Annotated in this window: 12 protein-coding genes and 1 pseudogene; 5 read left to right on the plus strand and 8 right to left on the minus strand. The window is 67.5% G+C overall.

All coding sequences use genetic code 11. The features are described 5' to 3' along the window. Positions 1 to 4: 4 nt before the first annotated feature. Positions 5 to 1,531 (minus strand): hypothetical protein, encoded by a 1,527-nt coding sequence (locus CVA01_RS08125; RefSeq protein WP_141329940.1) that lies wholly within the window; start codon positions 1,529 to 1,531, stop codon positions 5 to 7. Between the two features lie 202 nt (positions 1,532 to 1,733). Continuing rightward, positions 1,734 to 2,288 carry a hypothetical protein gene (locus CVA01_RS08130; RefSeq protein ID WP_141329942.1) on the minus strand — a complete coding sequence of 185 codons (555 nt, stop codon included), beginning with the start codon at positions 2,286 to 2,288 and terminating at the stop codon, positions 1,734 to 1,736. Positions 2,289 to 2,927: 639 nt separating this feature from the next. Between CVA01_RS08130 and CVA01_RS08135 the strand changes: the two genes are divergently transcribed. The 4 genes from CVA01_RS08135 to CVA01_RS08150 are packed head-to-tail and all read left to right on the plus strand — an operon-like array spanning position 2,928 to position 10,703. Then, positions 2,928 to 5,681 carry a PD-(D/E)XK nuclease family protein gene (locus tag CVA01_RS08135; protein ID WP_141329944.1) on the plus strand — a complete coding sequence of 918 codons (2,754 nt, stop codon included), beginning with the start codon at positions 2,928 to 2,930 and terminating at the stop codon, positions 5,679 to 5,681. Beyond that, positions 5,678 to 8,905: a UvrD-helicase domain-containing protein gene (locus tag CVA01_RS08140; RefSeq protein WP_141329946.1), complete on the plus strand. Its 3,228-nt coding sequence runs from the start codon at positions 5,678 to 5,680 to the stop codon at positions 8,903 to 8,905. Before CVA01_RS08135 ends, CVA01_RS08140 begins: the two co-directional genes overlap by 4 nt. Before the next feature lie 35 nt (positions 8,906 to 8,940). After that, positions 8,941 to 10,152, plus strand: a complete 1,212-nt coding sequence (locus tag CVA01_RS08145) for an acyl-CoA dehydrogenase family protein (RefSeq protein WP_141329948.1) — start codon at positions 8,941 to 8,943, stop codon at positions 10,150 to 10,152. After that, entirely contained in the window at positions 10,149 to 10,703 is a 555-nt protein-coding gene (locus tag CVA01_RS08150; RefSeq protein WP_218024566.1) for a GNAT family N-acetyltransferase, read from the plus strand. The genes CVA01_RS08145 and CVA01_RS08150 overlap by 4 nt, the downstream gene beginning before the upstream one ends. Positions 10,704 to 10,706: 3 nt before the next feature. Here CVA01_RS08150 and CVA01_RS08155 read toward each other — a convergent pair. Then, positions 10,707 to 12,199, minus strand: a pseudogene (locus tag CVA01_RS08155) (aldehyde dehydrogenase family protein). A 120-nt stretch (positions 12,200 to 12,319) separates the two neighbouring features. Here CVA01_RS08155 and CVA01_RS08160 point away from each other — a divergent pair. Beyond that, positions 12,320 to 13,834 (plus strand): L-lactate MFS transporter, encoded by a 1,515-nt coding sequence (locus CVA01_RS08160; RefSeq protein WP_141329950.1) that lies wholly within the window; start codon positions 12,320 to 12,322, stop codon positions 13,832 to 13,834. A 167-nt stretch (positions 13,835 to 14,001) separates the two neighbouring features. Here the strand turns inward: CVA01_RS08160 and CVA01_RS08165 are convergent, their stop codons facing one another. The 5 genes from CVA01_RS08165 to CVA01_RS08185 all read right to left on the minus strand — a co-directional run bounded on the left by CVA01_RS08165 (position 14,002) and on the right by CVA01_RS08185 (position 21,184). After that, a complete protein-coding gene (locus tag CVA01_RS08165) occupies positions 14,002 to 15,873 on the minus strand; it encodes a flavin-containing monooxygenase (RefSeq protein WP_141329952.1) in 1,872 nt (623 codons plus the stop codon). Positions 15,874 to 16,213: 340 nt separating this feature from the next. Continuing rightward, positions 16,214 to 17,644 (minus strand): dihydrolipoyl dehydrogenase, encoded by a 1,431-nt coding sequence (gene lpdA, locus CVA01_RS08170; protein ID WP_141329954.1) that lies wholly within the window; start codon positions 17,642 to 17,644, stop codon positions 16,214 to 16,216. A 10-nt stretch (positions 17,645 to 17,654) separates the two neighbouring features. Further along, positions 17,655 to 19,064 (minus strand): dihydrolipoamide acetyltransferase family protein, encoded by a 1,410-nt coding sequence (locus CVA01_RS08175; RefSeq protein WP_141329956.1) that lies wholly within the window; start codon positions 19,062 to 19,064, stop codon positions 17,655 to 17,657. A 9-nt stretch (positions 19,065 to 19,073) separates the two neighbouring features. Then, positions 19,074 to 20,051: an alpha-ketoacid dehydrogenase subunit beta gene (locus CVA01_RS08180; RefSeq protein WP_141329958.1), complete on the minus strand. Its 978-nt coding sequence runs from the start codon at positions 20,049 to 20,051 to the stop codon at positions 19,074 to 19,076. 2 nt (positions 20,052 to 20,053) lie between these two features. Continuing rightward, positions 20,054 to 21,184 carry a thiamine pyrophosphate-dependent enzyme gene (locus tag CVA01_RS08185; RefSeq protein ID WP_141329960.1) on the minus strand — a complete coding sequence of 377 codons (1,131 nt, stop codon included), beginning with the start codon at positions 21,182 to 21,184 and terminating at the stop codon, positions 20,054 to 20,056. Between the last annotated feature and the right edge of the window lie 19 nt (positions 21,185 to 21,203).

Genomic DNA, 21,203 nt, shown 5'->3' on the forward strand with positions numbered 1-21,203 from the left:
CCGTCTACCGGATGACGGTGCGGACGGTCTGCGGCTCCTCCCCCATGAACTGGCGCCGGAAGTAGTCCTTGATCATGTCGCGCTTGGACTTCTTCTTCCCGTCCCCTGCGGCGAAGGGCGTGGAGGACGCCGCGCCCTGCTTTCCACCGGCACCAGCGCCGCCTCCCGCTCCTGCCATGCCGGGTCCCATGCCCATGCCGTGCATGCCGCCGGCGCCACCACGGGCCGCACCACCGGCGGGGACACCTCCTATGGCTCCACCGGGGATGCCTGCTCCCGGGACACCCGTGCGACCTGTCGTGCCAGGTCCGCCGGCGCCGGGTCCACCTGATCCACCCATACCGCCTACTCTTCCCTGCCCACCGGTTCCGCCTGAGCCGCCCATCGACAATGATCGTGGCAGCAGCGGCTGAGCCACCGTCCCGGTGCCAGTCCGGGTTCCGGTGCCCGCCATGGTCGGGGAACTGACGGTCCTGTTCTGCCCTGTCAGCGGGGATGCTGCGGAGGTTCCGCCACCGGCAGTCTGGACGCCACCGGCCGGAGCAGTTGCAGCGCTGCGCTGCGTCGCCGTTCCCATCGGTGCACCACCGGCTGGGGCTGTACCACCGACGGGAGCTGTCGAGGCCCTGCCCAACGGCGCAGCAGGCGTAGCTGCAGTCGTCGTGTTCGCCACCTGACCAGCCTGTTGGGCCACCTGCGTCGCCTGCTGAGTCGCCAAGGTCTGACCGGCAGCCTGTGCTCCACCCGATACCTGGGTGGCGACATCGCCCATCGCCTGGGTGCCGGTTGTCCCGGTGGTGAGTGTTCCTCCTCCGTTGTGTCCGACGACTTCCACACCGAGATTGCTGACCGTCGGCCTGGCGATGTCCAGCGCCGGCTGCAGGTAGGAGGACACGAAGGCTGCGACCTCGGCCTGAGTCTCGGCTTCAACCGTGGCCATCGTCACCGCTGCGGCAGCGGCACCACCCGGGGTAGCAGCAGCCGCAACCGTGGCCGCAGTTTTCCTGGTCTCCGCCTCGGCGACCATGGCGGTCAGTGTCGCGTGCGCTGTCGCTCGAATTTCCGGCAACTGCAGCATGGAGGTCCCCATGGCCGTGGCGTTAGCGGCGATGATGGTGCCCTGGGCGACGACCTCGCCGATAGTGGTCTGCATAGTCACGAAGGCTTCGCCCTCCGTGTTCGCGGCCAGGGTCGCCGATGCGCTCTGGAGGGTCTTCGCAGCCGTGGCCAGCCTCTTCCCCCCGCGAATCCAGGCGTCCGACGCCATGATGATCGAGCTGTCCTCACCGGTGAACATCGCCAGCAGCGTCTTGATCTCGGTTCCCGCCTCGATAGCGGCGACCGGGGGCGTGTAGGCGAGGTCCAGGATCGGCACATCCTTGCGCGTCGGCAGAATGAGCGTCCCCTGCTCGAGCTGGCGAGCCTTCATTCCGGCGACAGCAGGGTCATTGAAGAAAGCCTCCGAGGCCCCGGCTTCCTGTGCTTCGACTGCCTCAGTCAGCCGAAGCATCGACTCATGGAGGAAATTCACATTCTCCAGCATCGCGCGAGTCGCAACTGCCAGGGATCCTGGATGGTCCCCAATGTACGAGGTGTACTGAGCTGCGACAGCACCAAGAGCTGGCGATGTCGTGAAAGTAGTTGCCCTGAATACTTCCAGATTTCCGTAAGCCAACGGATGTCCAGCATTCTTAACCTCAAAAAGAGCTTGATTAACACTTTCAACATCGAATTTAAACATAGTGCCCTCCAATAGAATTCAAGATTAACTGCTGACCACGAATGGGGCCATCGCATTCCATGTACGGATCCAACTCTCTCGAATAGGAGAATATCGTTGGACCCTCCAACGCGGAACCGCCAAAAGCGATACACCCAGCTTCAACCGAGTATCCCCCATCATCTAAGACATTAATTCCGGAATCATCCTGTGAAATAACACCGTCGTCCCCCAGGAGAGGACCGGCCCCTGAAGCAGCCCCCCACAAGAACCCGACATGACGAGCTGACGAATCGGAATGCGACCCAGAAATCGCACAGACCACATAGTCAAGACCAATATCCGGGGCAGCCCCCTTCTCCATCCCTAGCGTCTCCAACCGGTCAAAGACCTCTGGAACACACACATTCGGAAGATCAACACTCTCCGGGGTCCGCGCAGCATCACCCAACGGCTCCAGCTCCAGCGGCTGCCCTACGAACTGCTGGGACTTCCACACCAGGCGGTCAAGCGGATCACTCGGCTCAGTCTCGAACCAGATGCCGACATGCCCGGCGGGCTGCAGCATCCGACCATCCTCCGTGGTCACCGGAACCTCGACAAGAATGTTCGGATCCACAGTGGATGCGGCAGCGACATCCTCAACGCCGGGATCTTCCCCATCATCCGAGGTGCACCCGCTCACGGCGAGCAACACCCCGACCAGCGGCGCCGCCAGCAGAGGCTTCCATCTCCCCCTGCGCCTCCCACGGAGTCTTCGACCCGATCGTCCCGACACCTGACCCCACATCATCCGCCGTCCCGACACAGTCCAGGTACGCGTCATACGTCTTTCCCCTTGATCTTCCTCCCCAGATGCCCGCCCCTCGACGGCACATCACCCGGCCGGTTAGCTCGGGTCCCAAAACAATAACCTGCCCTTCCCCACCCCACAACCCCCTGCAGACATGAAACGACCCCGACCAGGGTGCGGGTCGGGGTCGAGGCTCTCCCACGAGCGTTGGTGTGGTCGAGTTCGTCGTCAACGATAAGCCTCCAACCTCTTCACGTCCCAAAATAACCCACTTCGGGGGTATCAGCGTCCCGAATCGTGAGAAATATGACCAGTGCGCCGGGCAGACACGCCAGTAATCGAACACTTCGCGCCTTGCGCGCCGGAGCTGTCCGGCCCCGCATGTAGCCTCGCGAACAACAGAAAGGACGCCGCATGCACATCACCTTCGGATGGGGCTTCGACACTGCCCGCTGGACCACCGCCACCACACCCGCCACCCTCGGGTCAGTGGTCACCGGTCCCACCGGCCTCGCGGACATCCTCGCCACCCGCCTCGCACTCACCCGACCTGACCTGGACCGCTCCACCCGCATCGCGGCCTACCGCAGCGCCCTGGGCCAGGTCGTCGCCACCGCCGCTCCCGGTTCCTGGCCCGCCGCCGGCTTCTCCCACGACCCCTGGACCGTCGCCCGCGAGCTCCTCGCCTGGCGCGACCAGCTCGTCTCTGCCGGATGGAATCCCACAGACACGGCAGGCACAGACACCCCCGAGCGTCTCGGCGTCCTCGTGCGCGTCGAAGCGCTGCTGCCCACCACGGCCGGTTGGGCACCCGGCCCCGCGGACACCCTACGCACCATCGACACAACCCTCGCGGACCTGGTCACCAACGGTACCGACTGGCCACTCGGCATCGATGCCGTCGCCCTCGACCACCCCGTCAACGACCTGCCGCCCCTGTGGCGGCGCATCCTGACCAACCTCACCGCCCTCGGCGTCCCCGTCACCGAGCTTCCTGAACCTGCACCACTTAGCGACCTCACCGTCCTCACCGCAGACACCGAATGGGACGCCGCCCCCGCCGTCGCCCGCCTGCTCACCGACCTCGAGACGGCCGGCGAACACCACACCTTCCTCGCCGGACGCTCCACCCAACTGCTCGACCGCGAACTCCTGCGCCTCGGCGGGACGCCGGTCGGTGTGCGTGCCCGCGGAGTGTCCCCATTGGCCCAGGTCATCCCGGTGTTCCTCCGCGCCGTCACCGCGCCCCACGATGTCTCCGCCCTCGCTGACCTCCTCAATGTCACCGTCCCGGGGATCGACGAGCGCTCCACCTTCCCGCTGCTGCCCGGTGCACTGCGCAGAACCCTCATCGACGCCCTCAACCAGGAACCCGGTGTCGGCGGCCCCGCCTGGACCACGGCCGTCAACACCACCCTGGACGGCGCCGGGCCCGAAGATGCCCAGAGTGTCCGTGAGTTCGACGAGCTCATCCGTCTCATCCCGCTCACCGACGACGACGGCCTCGACACCTCGCTGGTCGCCGCTCATCTGGACTGGCTCGGACGGCAGTTCCAGCGATTCAGCCGGGAGGACAACGAGCCTGCCCGTGTCACCGCACTGATCAGCACCGTCAGCACACTGGTCACAGGTCTCGGGGCAAGGATCAGCGCCCACGAACTCGACCAGGTCGTCTCCGAAGTCACCGGCACCGGCGGGCTCCGCGTCCACTCCGAAGCATCCGCGGCACGTGACACCGTGACCTCCCCCGGCCAGCTCGGCACCGGCACGGCCCCGGTCATCTGGTGGCTGCCGACCGACGAACACCGCAGCGTCCGCGACCTGCTGCGCCCCGCCGAATCCGCCTGGCTGGAGAACGCCGGCGTCGCCCTCCCCGACCCCGAAATGCTCGCCCGCCTCACGCTGCGCTCCGAGCTGCGTGCGTTGCGCCGACGCGGAAGGGTCACCGCGGTCCTGCCCGCCCGGGTCGACGGGGAACGCGCCGCCGAGCACGCCGCCCTCACCTTCCTCATCAACGATCTACCCCGCAAGACAGACACCACCTTCGACGACCTGCAGAAAAGCACCCGGGAGGTCGCCACCCTCCCCGACGACCGGGCACACGTCCCCGACACCCTCGAGTTCTGCATCCCCGACCCCGTCAGCCGCACAGTCACCGGAGGTGAACACCTCATCCCCACCCGCATCAGCTACTCCCAGTGGGAGAAACTGCTGGTCCATCCGCTGGAATGGCTGCTCGACCGGCGCCTCGGCATCCGCGCCGGCGGTCTCGTCGACGTGCCCACCGGTAACCGCATGGTCGGTACCTGGCTCCACGCCACCGTCGAGAACATCGTCAACCGCCGCCTCGACGAGAACAACGGCGACCCCGTCACCGTCTACGTCACCGCCCACGAAGTCACCGAGGAACTCGAGGCACTGCTGCCCGTCTACGCCTCCGAACTCGCCCTGCCCGGCCGCAGCCGCGACCGCGGCGCAACCATCGCCCTCGCCGTCCGCTCGATCACCGGCCTGTTCACCGCACTGGAGGACGCCGGGATCCGCGTCCGCGCCGTGGAGGCAGAATTCGAGACCACGCTGACCGGCAGCCACGGCCGGGACGGTGAACCACTGGTCCTCGGTGGCTTCCGCGACATGGACGTGATCATGGCCGACGGCACCGACGGCGTCATCGACCTGAAATACACCTTCGCCAAGAAGAAGTACCGGGACGCCGTCGCCAACGGCACCGCCCTTCAGCTCGCCGTGTACGCCGCCTCGGTCGCCGGAGCCCCAGGCACCGGACAACGCCTCGCCGATGTCCCGGTGGCGTACTTCTCCCTCCACAATGACCTGCTTCACACCGCCGACCCGCGCTTCGGGCTCGGTGAAGACACCCTCGAGGTGTCCGTCGCCGACGGCGGTGCCCCGACCGCCGACGAACTGTGGGAGCGGGCTGTCACCGGGCTCAACCGGATCCTCGACGATCTGCGCGCCGGACAGCTCACCGACCTCGGCAACCTGCTCGTACTCCAGGACGCAGACCCCGACAGCAACTCCTCCGAGGGGACGACCGAGGAGACCAGGGCAGCCCTCGCCGCCGCCGGAGAGACCGGGTACCTGCCCGCGGCGTCCGCCAAGTACACCGATCTTGCGCTGGTCACCGGCGTGGAAGGAGACCGCGCATGACCCGCTGGACCATCATCAGGGCCTCCGCCGGCTCGGGCAAGACCTACCGACTCACCGAACTGCTCACCGACCGGCTCACCCACCCGGCCGACGACGGCACCGTGCTGCGCCCCTCCCAGATCATCGCCACGACCTTCACCCGCGCCGCCGCCGCCGAACTCACCGACCGCATCCGTGGCACCCTCGTCGACCGTGGACTGCTGGACCAGGCCGCCGCCCTGCCCACCGCGCTCATCGGCACGGTGAACTCGGTGACCGGGCGGATCCTCACCGACTTCGCCCTCGACGCCGGCCGCTCCCCCGACCTCGCCGTGCTCACCGAGCAGTCGCAGCAGACCGCCTTCACCCGCGCGACCGACCACCTCATCGCCGAGGCTGAGGACGCCCACCGCGACCTGCTCGCCCGCACCGGCTACGACGCCGTCGAGGACCGCGGATTCTACAGCAAAGCAACCAACTGGGCAGCGACGATCCGCAGCGTCACCGACCACGCCCGGTCGAACAACATCCCTGCCGAGGACCTCGCGGGCTTCGCCGAGGCCAGCATCACCGAGCTGCATAGCGTGCTGGACGAGGAGTCCGCCGGCACCGCGCCTTCGGATACCCGCGCCGCCCTGACCACCGCCGCCCGCACCCTGCCCCGCCAGCTGCGCGCCGAGGTCGAGAACGGCACCATCGCCAAGCGGTCGGCCGACGGCGTCCTCACCCGGCTCGATTCCCTGGAACGCTTCGCCCGCCGGGTACGCCGCGAGCGCGACTCGATCCCCTGGTCAGACTGGCTGAAGACCGCCGAGGGCAAGGTCCCCGGGGTGTCCGCGCCGACCAAGCCGATCAAGGAGGCCTACGGGTCGGTCACCTCCGCCGCGGAGATTCTCGTCGACCCCGCGCTGCGCACTGACCTGGACACGCTGATCCGGCTCGTCTTCACCACCGCAGCGTCCTGCCTGAGCGCTTACGCCGACTACAAGGACGCCCTCGGCCTCATCGACTTCACCGACCAGGAACAGCTCACCCTGCGTCTGCTGCGCGGCGACGGGGTGTCTGAGGCGACCCGGGACGCGGTGCGCGAGACCCTCGCCGCACGGTTCCGGATCCTCGTCGTCGACGAGTTCCAGGACACCAGCCCCCTGCAGCTCGCCCTGTTCACCGAGCTCGCCGGCCTGGTCGACGAGGTGATCTGGGTCGGTGACCCGAAGCAGTCCATCTACGGCTTCCGCGGCTCTGACCCGGCACTGATGGATTCGGCGGTCGAGGCGATCACCGATCCCGCCGGGCTGGCCGGACGCTCCGAGATCCTCGCCCACTCCTACCGCACCCGGCAGGCCCCGCTGGACCTGTCGAACCGCCTGTTCAGCCGCCTGTTCACCGGTGATGTGGAGCTCAGCGTCCCGCAGATCCGGGCGGAGGCCTACGCCGCCGACGGCGCCCGTGCAGCCGGCGAGACCGTCACCTGGCCACACACCGAAGGTCGTGCATCGAAGAACGTGTGGTTCGAGCGGATCAGCGACGGTATCGGCGCACTCGCCGAACGCGACGCCGATTCCGGCAGCCGCGCGATCCTGGTGCGCACCAACTCCCACGCCGCCGAGATCCGCACCGCGTTGCGGGCCGCAGGTATCCCCTGTGCCGGTGGTGGCGTGCCACTGTCCACCACGAGGGAAGGAAGCCTGGTCACCGCCGCACTCGCCCTGCTGCTGGACAAGGCGGACACCCAGGCGCTGGTCGAGATGATCACCCTGATGCCCGACCATTCCGCCCACGCCGACTGGTTCGACACGCTCGCCGCGTTGCCGGACCGGGACGCATGTCGGGAACAGCTGCAGCTCTGGACCGAGGACCCGGTGCTTGCCCCGGTCACCGCCCTGCGCAGTGCCCTGTCCGAACTGCCGGTCGCCGAACTCGTCGCCGCTGTGGTGGATGCCCTGGACCTGCGGGGACGCGTCGCCGCGTCCACCGGCCCGGCTGAACGCACCGGCTCGGTCACCGGGATCCTGCAAGCAGCCGCGGACTTCGCCGCCGAGCAGGAGTCCGCCGGCGAGCCCGCCACTGTCGCCGGCGTCCTGGCCCATCTCAATGACGAGGAGACGGTCTCCACCCCGACCGCGGAACCGGGCGCGGTGGAGGTCCACACCGTCCACCAGGCCAAGGGTCTGGAGTGGGACACGGTCATCGTCGCCATGCCGGACTCCCGCGAACGCTTCACCCCGGCCGGGGTGTGGGTCCAGCCCTCCACCCCGCTGACCATGGACGATCCCCTGGCAGGACGCCACCTCCGGTTCTGGCCGGACACACTGCTCGCCCACTCCGGGGTGAAGGAAGCGCTGGCCGCCACCGACGCACAGCAGGCCCGGCGCACCACCGAACTGCTCGAGGAACAGCGACTGCTCTATGTCGCGATGACCCGCTCGAAGTTCCGGACCGTGCTGGCCCCGTACTCGTCGACCGCGAAGTGGCGGGCGCTGGCCGAGGCCGGCCTGGACGCCGATGAGCTTGTTGTACTGCTCGCCGACTCGGATCCCGTACCTGCATTGCCACGCGAGACCGTGGTGGAGGCCGCCCGTCGGTTCACCTCACCGGCCGGACAGCTCGATGTCGACCGTGGACTCGTCGACGCCGGACGCGACATCGTGCCTGCCACGATCGCGCCCAGTGGTGCCGAGGCCACTCCGGAGACGGCACTGGGCACCGTGGTCCGTGAGATCGCGGACCTCGGCCCGGCACTGGTCAGTGGCGGTGGCCCGGAGTGGAACAAGGTCGGCGACTGCATCCACTCCTATCTCGCCGCTCCCCTGGAATCCCTCGATGCCGCCATGAAGCAGCAGGTCGCTGCCCGGCTGGTGACGAACTGGGGTGTCGGTGCGGTGGTCAGTCCCGAGCAGGTCGTGGAGTGCGGTGAGCGCTGGCAGCGGTTCCTGCATGAGTCCCTCGGCGCTACCGCCGTGGACTCCGAGGTCCCCTTCACCTGGACGAATGAGGCTCACCAGCGGGCCCAGGGCTGGATCGACCAGCTGGTCACTGTGCCCGGTGACAACGGTGACCGGCAGATCATCGTCGACCACAAGACCTACCCCGGCACCGACCCAACCGGTCATGTGGCGGCGAAGTACCTCGGTCAGATGGAGGTGTACCGCCGGGCGCTCACCGACATCACCGGCACTCCCCCCGCCCGGATCCTCATCCACCTGCCACTGCTCGGTTCGGTGGTCGAGGTTCAGCTCAACTGAACAACAATTCACCACGAAAGGATTACGGTGGCTTCATGACGAAAACCTCCGCGACAACCACCCCGCTGGACCTCATCGGCTTCGACTCCCTGCTCAGCGACGAGGAACGGCAGATCCGGGACGCCGTCGCAGACTTCGGTGACCGGGAACTGCGGCCCCACGTCGCTGACTGGTTCGAGGCCGGCGCCCTGCCGGTCAACGATCTCGCACCGAAGTTCGGCGAACTCGGCGTCCTCGGTATGCACCTCGACGGCTACGGCTGCCCCGGGATGTCCGCCGTCGACTACGGGCTGGCCTGCATGGAGATCGAGGCGGTCGACTCCGGCCTGCGCTCGCTGGTCTCTGTCCAGGGATCGCTGGCCATGTTCGCGATCCACCACTGGGGCTCGGAGGAGCAGAAGGAGCACTACCTGCCGGGCATGGCCGCCGGTACCACCCTCGGTTGCTTCGGGCTCACCGAGCCGGACGCCGGCTCCGACCCCGCGAACATGCGCACCCGGGCAGTCCGCGACGGCTCCGGGGAGGATGCCGACTGGATCCTCAACGGCACGAAGATGTGGATCACCAACGCCCCGGTGGCCGATGTCGCCGTGGTCTGGGCCCGCACCGACGACCGCGGCGATGGAAAGCCCGGCTTCGCTGGCTTCATCGTCGAGAAGGGCGCCCCCGGATTCTCCACCGCCGAGATCCACCGCAAGCTCTCCCTACGCGCCTCGGTCACCGGCGAGATCATCCTGGAGGACTGCCGGCTACCGGACTCCCGGCGACTGCCCGGCGTCAGCTCCCTGCGTGGCCCACTGACCTGCCTCAATGAGGCGCGCTACGGCATCATCTGGGGTGCCCTCGGTGCTGCCCGCGACGCCCTGGCCACCGCCATCGACTACGTCGGTACCCGCGACGTCTTCGACCGGCCGCTGAGCAGTTTCCAGATCACCCAGGCCAAACTGGCGGACATGACCGTCGAACTCGACAAGTCCATGCTGCTGGCCCTCCAACTCGGTCGGCTCAAGGACGCCGGGCAGCTCACCCCGCCGCGCATCAGCGTCGGCAAGCTGAACTCCACCCGCGTGGCCCTGGAGATCACCCGCGAATGCCGGACGCTGCTCGGCGCATCCGGCATCACCCTGGATCACTCCCCGCTGCGGCACGCCAACAACCTCGAGTCCGTGCTGACCTACGAGGGGACCGCGGAAATGCACCAGCTCACCATCGGCCAGGCACTCACCGGAGAGCAGGCGTTCCGGTGACAGGTTCCACAACTCCCTCCCTCACGCTCCGCCTGCCCACCACCGATGACGAATCCGCTGTCTGGGAGCTCAACCGCTCCTGCTCGACGGACACCTTCGACTTCCTGGCCGGCGTGGGCAATCTCAACGCCGACAGCACCGGCTACACCGCCTTCCTCGACAGTGTCCGCAACCAGCATGAAGGCACCGATCTGCCGGAGGGCTGGCTCCCCGCGGACTTCCTCGTCGCCGAGGTCATCACCGCCGACGGCGGGACCACCCTCATCGGCCGCACCTCCATCCGCTACGGCCTCAACGAGTACCTGCTGAACTACGGCGGTCACATCGGCTACGCCGTCGCCCCCGACCACCGTCGTCGCGGCTACGCCACCGAGATCCTCCGGCAGTCCCTCGCCCTGCTCGCTGAGCGGGGTATCGACAGGGCCCTGCTCGTCTGTAACGATGACAACGCCGGCTCGATCGGAGTCATCGAAGCCTGCGGTGGCGTCCTCGAGGACCGTCGTACCGACCCGGACGGCGTCCTTATCCGCCGCTACCGGATCACGCTGTGAGCATCACCCGTTGATCACCTGCGGCACGGCCACCGCCTTGAGCCCCTCGACACCGAACTCCAGGCCGTAGCCGGACCCCTTCACCCCACCGAAGGGGATCCGCGGATCGACCGCACCGTGGTTGTTGATCCACACGGTGCCGGCCTCCAGCCGGGCCGCGACCTCGCGGGCTGCCACGGGATCCGCCGACCACACCGACCCGCCCAGTCCGGCCTCCGACCGGTTCGCTTCGGCCACCGCGTCATCCAGGTCCGTGTACCGGATGATCGGCAGCGCCGGGCCGAACTGCTCTTCGGTGACCAGCGCGGCGTCCCCGTCGATGTCGGCGACCAGCGTCGTCGGGTAGAAGTTGCCCGGCGCGTCCCGGTCCGGGTTGCCACCGCACAGCACCGTGGCACCGGAGGCCTTCGCGTCCTCCACGAGCCGGTCGACGATGTCGAACTGCGTCCGGTTCTGCAGCGGGCCCAGCAGGTTCTCCTCCTCCAGCCCCATGCCCATCGGCACATCCTCAGCGACCCGCACCAGCGCCCGACAGACCTCGTCGTAGATCTCGTCGGGCACGTAGAGCCGCTTGAGCGCCGCACAGGTCTGGCCGGTGTTGATGAACGCACCCCAGAACAGGGTCTCCGCGATCTCCCGGCGACGCTCGGGCGAAGCACCGTCGAAGATGTCGGGCAGGACGATGCCGGCGTCGTTCCCGCCGAGCTCCAGAGTCAGCCGCTTGAGGTTGCCCGCACTGGCCTCGACGATGCGTCGTCCCGTCGCAGTGGAGCCGGTGAACATCACCTTGCGGATGTCCGGGTGCCCGGCGATGACCGAACCAACCTCCCGCTCCCCCGGCACGACGGTGAGCACCCCGGCGGGCAGCACCTGGTTGAGCACCCAGCCCAGCGCCAGGACGGACAGCGTCGTATTCTCCGAGGGCTTGACGATCACAGCATTGCCCATCCGCAGCGCCGGCGCGATCTGCCAGATGCTGATCATCATCGGCCAGTTCCACGGACCGATCGCCCCGACGATCCCCACCGGACGCCACGTCAGCGTCGCCCGCGTCCCACCGCTCCCCCGCTCTCACCGTCATCGACCACCGTCGCCTCCGGCACTTCGAGCGACGCCGCGGTCCGCAGCCACGCCGAACACGCCCCGACCTCGAAGCGGGCGTTGGGGCCGTTCAGCGGCTTGCCGGTCTCCCGGCTGAGCAGTTCGGCCAGTGGTCCGGCGACGGCGTCCACGGCGTCCGCCGCCCGGTTCAGCACTGCAGCGCGCTCCGCCGGGGACCAGGACGCCCACTCGGGCTGGATATCTCTGGCCATCGCGACGGCCTCATCGACCTCCTCGGCGCCGTGAACCGGGGCCAGGCCGATGACCTGGCCGGTGGCGGGGTCGTGGACAGCCCGGGAGGAGACGACGTCCCCGTCCGGACGGCGCTCCAACGGGACGGTGACAGTGGACAGCAGTTCGTCGACGGTGGTGGGCAGTGTGGGAAGTTCAGACATGGGCCCCAGAGTACGAGAGTTCCCTGGGCGAACGGGGGTACCAGGTGTGACCTGGGATACTGATTCGGCGTCACAAAAGGTACATTCGGCGCGAATACATGACGCCATAAGGAGACCCCCATGTCAGTACTGGACCGGGACGCCATCATCGCGCCCGTGAACTTCAACCGGTGGCTCATCCCCGCCGCCGCCCTCGCCATCCACCTGAGTATCGGGCAGGCCTACGCCTTCTCCGTGTTCAAGGCACCGCTCACCGAACACTTCGAGGTCGGTGAGGTCGCCACCGGCTGGATCTTCTCCGTGGCCATCGGCATGCTCGGCATCTCCGCCGCCATCGCCGGCCCGTGGGTCGAACGCGTCGGACCACGCAAGGCCATGGTCGCCTCCGGCACCGCCTGGGTCGTCGGCTTCTTCGTCGCCACCCTCGGCATCTGGACCGACCAGCTGTGGCTGGTGTACTTCGGCTACGGCTTCATCGGCGGCATCGGCCTGGGCATCGGCTACATCTCCCCGGTCTCCACGCTGATGAAGTGGTTCCCGGACCGCCCCGGCCTGGCGACAGGCCTCGCGATCATGGGCTTCGGCGGTGGTGCGCTGATCGCCAGCCCGCTGTCCAATGACCTCATGTCGCTGTTCAGTGACGACGCGGACTCCCTGACCCCGGGCATGCCGGCCACGTTCCTCACTCTCGCGATCCTCTACCTGGTGATCATCGCCCTCGGCGCGTTCGTCATCCGCCTGCCTCACCCGGACTGGAAGCCGGCCGGCTACACCCCGGCGACGATCCCGGCGCGCGCCCACCAGACCACCGGCAATGTCTCCGCCAGGAGTGCGATCAGGACGCCACAGTTCTGGCTCCTCTGGATCGTGCTGTTCACCAACGTCACCGCAGGTATCGGCATCCTCGAGTCCGCCTCCCCGATGATCCAGAACTCCTTCGCGATCACCGCGGTCGCCGCCGGTGGCTTCGTCGGTCTGCTGTCGCTGTTCAACATGGGAGGACGCTTCGTCTGGTCCACCGTCTCCGACTACATCGGCCGCAAGAACACCTACATCCTCTACCTGGGTCTCGGGTCGCTGCTCTACCTGCTGCTCGCCAGCCTCGGCTCGCACTCCCTGGCACTGTTCGTGGTCTGCGCGCTGGTCATCCTCTCCTTCTACGGCGGCGGCTTTGCGACGATCCCGGCCTACCTCAAGGACCTCTTCGGCACCTACCAGGTCGGCGCGATCCACGGTCGCCTGCTCACCGCCTGGTCCGCCGCCGGTATCGCCGGCCCGCTGATCGTCAACTCCGTCGTCGAGTCCCAGGAGGATGCGGGCCACTCCGGATTCGACCTCTACCGGCTGTCCCTGTTCATCATGGTCGGCGTGCTGGTCGTCGGCTTCATCGCGAACCTGCTGGTCCGCAAGGTCAACGAAAAGCACTTCGAGGATCCGGAGATCGTCGAGGAGAAGGTCCGGGCCGACCGCGCCGCTGCCGCCCAGGCCTCCGATGCACGCTCGAACGGCACCGCCACCACCGCCGGTGGCCTTTACACGACCGTCGCCTCGGGTCTGGCGTTCATCGTGGTCGCCGCCCTGTCCTACGGCGTGATCCAGACCATCATCAAGGCCGCGGGTCTCTTCACGGGGTAGGACGCCACCACGACACCTCGGATTCGTGGGCGAAGCAGTCGTGAAGCCCCATCCGACACAGAGATCTGCCACCCCTCAGGTCGCCTGGAAGTCCGGGACATGACCTGAGGGGTGGCAGATTTCGTGGGGCTTGAAGAACAGCGGCCCGATGAGAAGCAGCCGGGCTTCTACTTCTCGTGATACGAGGGAGCCAGTGCGTACACCGGGGTGTCCAGCCCCTCATGCCGGGCCGCGAGCTGCAGCGACAGGTAGCGGGAGTAGTGACGCCCCTGGTGCAGGTTGCCACCCATGAACCACAGGTTCTCCTGCTGGGTCGGCTTCCACATATTGCGCAGTTCGCCCTCCCACGGGCCCGGATCCTTGGCGGTCTCCGAGCCGAGACCCCAGCACTTGCCGACCTTGTCGGCGACCTCGGGGCTGATCAGTCGCTCGGCCCAGCCGTTCATCGAGCCGTAGCCGGTGGCCAGGACGACCACGTCGGCCTGCAGTTCGGTGCCGTCGGTGAGCACCACACCGTCTTCGGTGTAGTGGTCGATGCCGACCTGCGAGTGGACCTCGATGGACCCGTCGATGACCAGCTGGGACGCACCGACGTTGATGTAGTAGCCCGAGCCTCGGCGCAGGTACTTCAGGAACAGGCCGGTCTCGTCCTCACCGAAGTCGACCATGAACCCGGCCTTCTCCAGGTCGGCGTAGAACTCCGCGTCCTCCTCGCGGATGCCGTCGGAGGCCACGCGCTGACCCAGCGGCAGCAGCTTGTACGGCCAGGAGGCGAACAGCAGGTCGGCGGTGTCGGTGTCGATGCCGGCGTCCACCGCCTCCTCGGAGTACAGCGGGCTGGTCACGTACTTGATGAACATGTCCGAGTTGACGATGTAGGTCGGCGACCGCTGGATCATCACCGGGTGCGCACCGTTCTCGTAGAGGTCGGCGCAGATGTCGTGGGCGGAGTTGTTCGCGCCGAGCACGACCACGCGGCGTCCCTTGTCCACCTCACCGCCGGGGTGCTCCGAGGAGTGCCGGATCTCGCCACGGAACTTCTCCTGGCCGGGGAAGGTCGGCTTGTTGGCGATACCGGACATGCCGGTGGCCATCACGAGCTGCTCGGGATGCAGCACGACCTGCTCACCGTCACGGTCGACGACAACCTCCCAGGTGCCGGACGCCTCATCGTAGGACGCCCGCTCGCAGCTGGTGTTGTTCCAGTAGTCGAGGTCCATGATGCCGGTGTAGTGCTCCAGCCAGTCGCCCATCTTGTCCTTGGGCGTGAAGATCGGCCAGTCGTCCGGGAACGGGAGGTAGGGCAGGTGGTCGTACCAGACCGGGTCGTGCAGGCACAGGGAGTGGTACCGGCCGCGCCACTGGTCACCGGGGCGGGCGGACTTCTCCACGACCAGCGTCGGCACACCGAGCCGCTTCAGGCGGGACGCCAGGGCGATGCCACCCTGACCACCACCGACAATGAGGACATACGGCTGCTCGGAGTAGCCGAGGTTCTCGCGCCGCTCGGCCCGGCGGTCCGCCCAGTTGCGAGGGTCGGCGTGAGGTCCGTGCTCGGCACCCTTGATCCGGTTACGGCCCTTCTTCTCCGGGCGGGCGTGCAGCTCACGGGCGGAGGTCAGCAGGGTCCAGCACCTGTCGACCGGGGCGTCCTCGGTGCCCTCGTTCTTCAGACGGATCAGCGCCCGCGACTTCACGACCCGGTTCTCGAAGGTGACGAAGGCGAAGATGTCCTCGCCGTCTCCGTCGGCAGCGTCCTCCACGACGGCGTCCCGGTCGATCTCGATGTTGCTGATCGTGAGGTTGCCGGTGCCGTGGGTACCCTTGACCAGGTCCTCGATACTCTTCCGGCCCTCTGCGGTGTGCAGGTTCCAGGTGAAGGTGGTGAGGTCACGCCAGTAACCCTGCTCGACGAACAGGTCGGCGGTGGCGGAGGCGGCGGCCTCGGCATCCGGGGTCGCCAGGGCGTCGGCGAAGTCAGCGAACCAGGTGAGGACGCGGTTGTTGAGGTCGGTACGGTCGATCGTCGGAGCAGACAAGGAAGGTCCTCTCGGAGGGGATGCAACGGTAGAAACAGGGGGTCGCGCCGCCGAGGTACCGAGAAGGGTCACAGTGCAACGTTTTTGTGCCCGGGATCACATCGGCGGCGACGCGGACCACGCTAGGCCGCTCCCCCATACCCGGCAACCCTTCTATCAACATAGGTGTGCGAACATACTTGACACCTCCCCCGTCTGCAGAGGTGGCACCCCCTGAACATGACGACGACCGCCACCACAGCGGGGGGACATTGCGCTACCCCCGCCGCGGTGGCGGTCGACCCGGCCCGGCGCGCTGCGGGCGCGATACGGGCGTCCTGCACGCGTCCTGAAGAGAGCCCTACAGGTGTGTCGGCAGACCGATCGCGATGTCCGCGGCCTCGGCCACCGGCTCACCCAGCGTCGGGTGCGGATGGATCGTCAGGGCGATGTCCTCCACGTTGAGCTGGCAGTTCACTGCCACGGACAACTCCGAGATGAGGTCGGAGGCACCCGGGCCCACGATCTGAGCACCGACGAGCGTGCCGGTGTCGATCGTCGAGACCAGACGCACGAAGCCCTCGCCCTCACCCAGGGACACGGCACGGGCGTTGCCCGCGAAGGGGAACTGGGAGGCGTGCACGGTCAGCCCGCTCTTCTCCGCCTCCGCCACGGTCATGCCGACCGTCGCGATCTCCGGGTCGGAGAAGCACACCGCCGGCACGGCGAAATACTCGTTGGCGTCCGGGCGTCCGGCGATGGCACCGGCCGCGGTCTTGCCCTCCATGAAGGCCATGTGCGCCAGAGCCGGGCCCATGGTCACGTCACCGACGGCCCAGATGTGATCCACCCCGGTGAACCCGCGCTCGTCGACCTTGATGAGGCCGTGCTTGTCGAGTTCCACACCCGTGGCGTCCAGCCCGAGGGAGTCGGTGTTCGGCGTCCTTCCGACGGTGATCATGCAGTAGTCGGCGGTGACCTTCTTCTCCTCGCCGCCCTTGGTCGCGTAGGTGACGGTGACCTCGTCCGCACGCTGCTCGGAGTGCTTGGCGCGCACCCCGGTGAGCACGGTGACGCCCTTGGACTTCAGCTTCTTGACGACGACCTTCACCAGGTCCTTCTCGAACCCGGGGAGGATCTGGTCGGTGCCCTCGAGGATGGTGACGTGGGTACCGAAGTCGGCGTAGGCGCCAGCGAGTTCGGTGCCGATGTACCCGCCGCCGATGACGACGAGCTCCTTCGGTAGACTCTCCAGACCCAGACCGCCGGTCGAGTCGATGACGCGTCCGCTGATCTGGAAGCCGGGGATCTCCACCGGGCGCGAGCCGGTGGCGATGATCAGGTCGGTGAAGGCGATCCGCCGCGGTTCGGTGACACTCATGAACTGCTGCGGGCCGGCCGGCATGATCTGGATCTCGCTGTCGCTGACCAGCATCGCGGAGCCGCGGACAATCTCGATCCCGTGCTTGGCGAACAGCCCTTCGATGCCTTTGGTCATCCGGTCGACGACCTTGTGCTGCTTCCAGTCCTGCAGGGCGGTGAAGTCGAAGGAGACCTCACCGGTGGTGATCCCGTACATGGTGGAGTCCTGCGCCTGGCTCAGCCGCTTGCCGGCCGAGATCAGCGCCTTGGACGGCACGCAGCCGACGTTGAGGCAGATGCCGCCGAGGGTGTCGGACTCCTCGATGACGGTGACCTGCTGTCCGAGTTCCGCCGCACGGATCGCGGCGACGTACCCGCCGGGGCCTGCACCGATGATGACGGTGCCGTGTTGTTCCAGTTCCTTGGCCATGACTGTTCTCCTAACCTTCGATGACCAGCAGGTTCGGGTCGTGCAGCAGCCGCATGACCGTGTTGAGGATCTCCTGGCCGCGCACGCCGTCGATGATGCGGTGGTCGTAGGTCAGCGAGAGCTTCATCATCCTGCCGACAGCCAGCTCACCGTCGTCGTTGACGTAGGGTGCCTTGACGGCACGGCCCACACCGAGGATGGCGGACTGCCCGACACTGATGATCGGGGTGAACCAGCCACCGTCGACACCGCCGAGGTTGCTCACGGTGACGCCGGCGCCGGACATGTCGTCCGCGGACAGCTTGCCCTCGGCCGCCTTGCCGGCGTTGTCGCCGATGGTCTTGGCGATCTCGAGGACATTGACGCGGTCGGCGTCCTTGACCACCGGGGCGTAGAGCCCGCGCGGGGTGTCGGTGGCGATCGCGACATTGCAGGCCGCGTGGTAGACGATCTCGTTGGTCTCCGTATCCAACGCGCCGTTGAGCACCGGGTACTTCTTCATCGCGGCGACGAGCGCCTTGACGATGAACGGCAGGATGGTCAGGTGGACGTCCTGCTCGGCAGCGTGCTCCTTGTACCTCTTCTGCAGCTTGAGCAGCGCGGAGACCTCGACCTCGCCGAAGTTGGTGACCGGCGGGATCGTCGCGTGGGAGGCGGACATCGCCCGGCCGGTGGCCGCCGAGATGCCGGCGTAGGCCTCGCGACGGTCGCCTTCGGTCGGACGCACCGGCGCGGGTGCGGCAGCGACCGGGGAGGACGCCGCGGCGTCCTGCGCGGGAGCGTTCTCTGTGGCTGCCTCGGTGTCGGCGGCCTTCGGCGCACCGTAGGCCTTGTCGATGTCACCGCGGGTGACGTGGCCGTGGGCTCCGGTCGGGACGACCGTGGTGATGTCCACGTCACGCTCGCGGGCGTAACGGCGCACCGCCGGCATCGCGAGGACGCGGGTCCCCTCGGCCGCGGCGACAGCCGGGTCACCGTCGTTGCGCAGCGGCGCGACCTCGGTGGGTGTCGTGCCCGGTTCGGTGGGGGCGGCCGGTCGGGTCTGCCGGTTGACCGGGTTCTCCTGTGCCGTCACCGCCTCATCGGCGCCGCCCTTGGCGGAGTGCTCCTCGAGGGCGGTGGCGTCGGCGATAACGGCCGGGTGAGAGGCGTCCTCGACGGCATCGGCCCCGGTATCCGGCGACCCGTCGTCGATGACGATGAGAACGTCACCGACCTTGGCGACGTCACCGGGTCCGAAGTTGATCTTCTCGACGGTGCCCTCGACCGGCGAGGGCAGTTCGGTGACCGCCTTGTCGTTCTCGATCTCGACGAGGTCCTGATCCTCCTCGACCGTGTCACCCTCGGCGACCAGCCAGTTGGAGATGGTTCCCTCGGCCAGGCCCTCGCCCAGCTCCGGCATGATGAATGAATAAGCCATGATGTGCTCCTAATAGCTCAGGACTTCGCGGGCCTTGGCGACGATCTTGGACGCGTCCGGCAGCCAGGCGTGCTCGTCGACGGCGAAGGGGTAGACCGAGTCCGGGGCGGAGACGCGCCCGATGGGGGCCTCCAGCGACAGGATCCGGTTCTCCGCGACCTCGGTGACGACGTGGGCGCCGACACCGGCCATGTTCTGTGCCTCCTGGACGACGACGAGGCGGGAGGTCTTGTCGACGGAGGCGAAGATGGTGTCCGTGTCGATCGGCGAGATGGTGCGCAGGTCGATGACCTCGGCGGCGATCCCGTCCTTGGCCAGTTCCTCGGCGGCCTTCACACACTCGTGGACCATCGCACCGTAGGCGACGAGGGTGATGTCGGTGCCCTGCCGGACGACGTTCGCCTTGTCCAGCGGGATGCGGTAGATGTCCTCCGGGACGTCCTCCTTGATCGAGCGGTAGAGCTTGAGGTGCTCGAGGAAGAGGACCGGGTCATTGTTCTCGATCGACGAGACCAGCAGACCCTTGGCGTCATAGGCGGAGGACGGGGCGACCACGCGCAGACCGGGGACGCCGGCGAAGACGTGCTCGATGCTGTCGGAGTGCAGCTCGGCGGTGTGGGTGCCGCCGCCGTACGGGGAACGCACGGTGATCGGCTGGGCTATGTCGCCGGCGGTGCGGAAGCGGTTGCGGGACATCTGCCCGATCAGCGAGTCCGCGGCCTCGAAGGAGAACGGGGAGAACTGGATCTCAGGGATGGGACGCCATCCGGTGGCGGCCAGTCCGATCGACAGGCCCAGGATGCCGGACTCCGCCAGCGGGGTGTCGAAGACACGGTCCTCGCCGAACTCGTCCTGGAGCCCCTGGGTGGCGCGGAAGACGCCGCCGTTCTTACCGACGTCCTCGCCGAAGATGAGGGTCTTCGGATCCTCCGCGAGAACGTTGTCGAGGGCACTGGTGACGGCATCGATGTAGCTCATGGTGGTCATGGTTACTTCTCCTCAGCCTCTGCAGCAGCCGCTTCTTCCAGCTGCTTGACGATGTTCGGTGTGGGTTCCTCGAAGGTGTTGGTGAGGAACTCGGTGACGGTCTGGTGCGGAGCGGCCTCCGCCTCCTTGATGGCGGCGCGGAACTCCTTCTTGTAGGCGTCCTTCAGCTCTGCCTCGTGCTCGGCGGACCACAGGTCCTTCTCGGTGAGCAGCTCACGCAGGCGGTTCAGCGGGTCCTTGTCGAACCAGGGCTGCTCCTGCTCGTGGGTGCGGTAGCGGGACGGGTCGTCGCCGGCCGAGGAGTGGGCACCGAAGCGGTAGGTCAGGGTCTCGATCATCACCGGGCCGTTGCCGGCGGCGGCGAAGTCACGGGCGGCCTTGGCCACGGCGTGGACGGCGAGGACGTCCATACCGTCGACCTGCACCGACGGGACGCCGGCGGCGACGGCCTTCTGGGCCAGGGTGCGGGTGTGGGTCTGGTAGTCACGCGGCACGGAGATCGCCCAGCCGTTGTTCTGGATGATCATGACGAGCGGAGCCTGGAAGGCACCGGCGAAGTTCAGTCCCTCGTAGGTGTCGCCCTGGGAGGTCGAGCCGTCACCGGAGTAGGAGAACGCCACGGCGTCCTCCCCGTTCTTCTTGAGACCGAGCGCCGCGCCGGCGGCGGCGATGTGCTGCGCGCCGATGATGATCTGCGGGAACCAGCTGCGGTGACCGTCGGCCATGCGGTTGCCCTGGACATGTCCGCGGGACCAGAGGTAGCCCTGGGCCGGGGTGATCGCGCCGTGCTCGATCATCTGCGGCAGGTCACGGTAGCTCGGGAAGAGGTAGTCCTGCGGCTGGAAGGCGGTGACGCTGCCCAGCTGACTGGCCTCCTGGCCGAGTGTCGGGGCGTAGAAGCCGAGGCGTCCCTGCTTGGAGAAGACGGTGGTCTGCTCGTGGAGGATGCGCTCGCGGAGCATGATCTTCATGAAGTGGACGAGTTCGTCGTCGGTGAAGGTGTCGAAGACCTCCTGGTTGACGACCCGGTGGTTTTCGTCGAGGACCTGGAACGGGTTGTCGTAGTCCTCGCCGAGGCCGGCCTTGATGGCGGCGAAGTCGACGACCGGGGCGGTTGCTGTGGTGTCAGACATTTGTGGTCACTGTCCTTTG

Source organism: Corynebacterium variabile, assembly GCF_006539825.1.
Taxonomy (GTDB): Bacteria; Actinomycetota; Actinomycetes; order Mycobacteriales; family Mycobacteriaceae; genus Corynebacterium; species Corynebacterium variabile.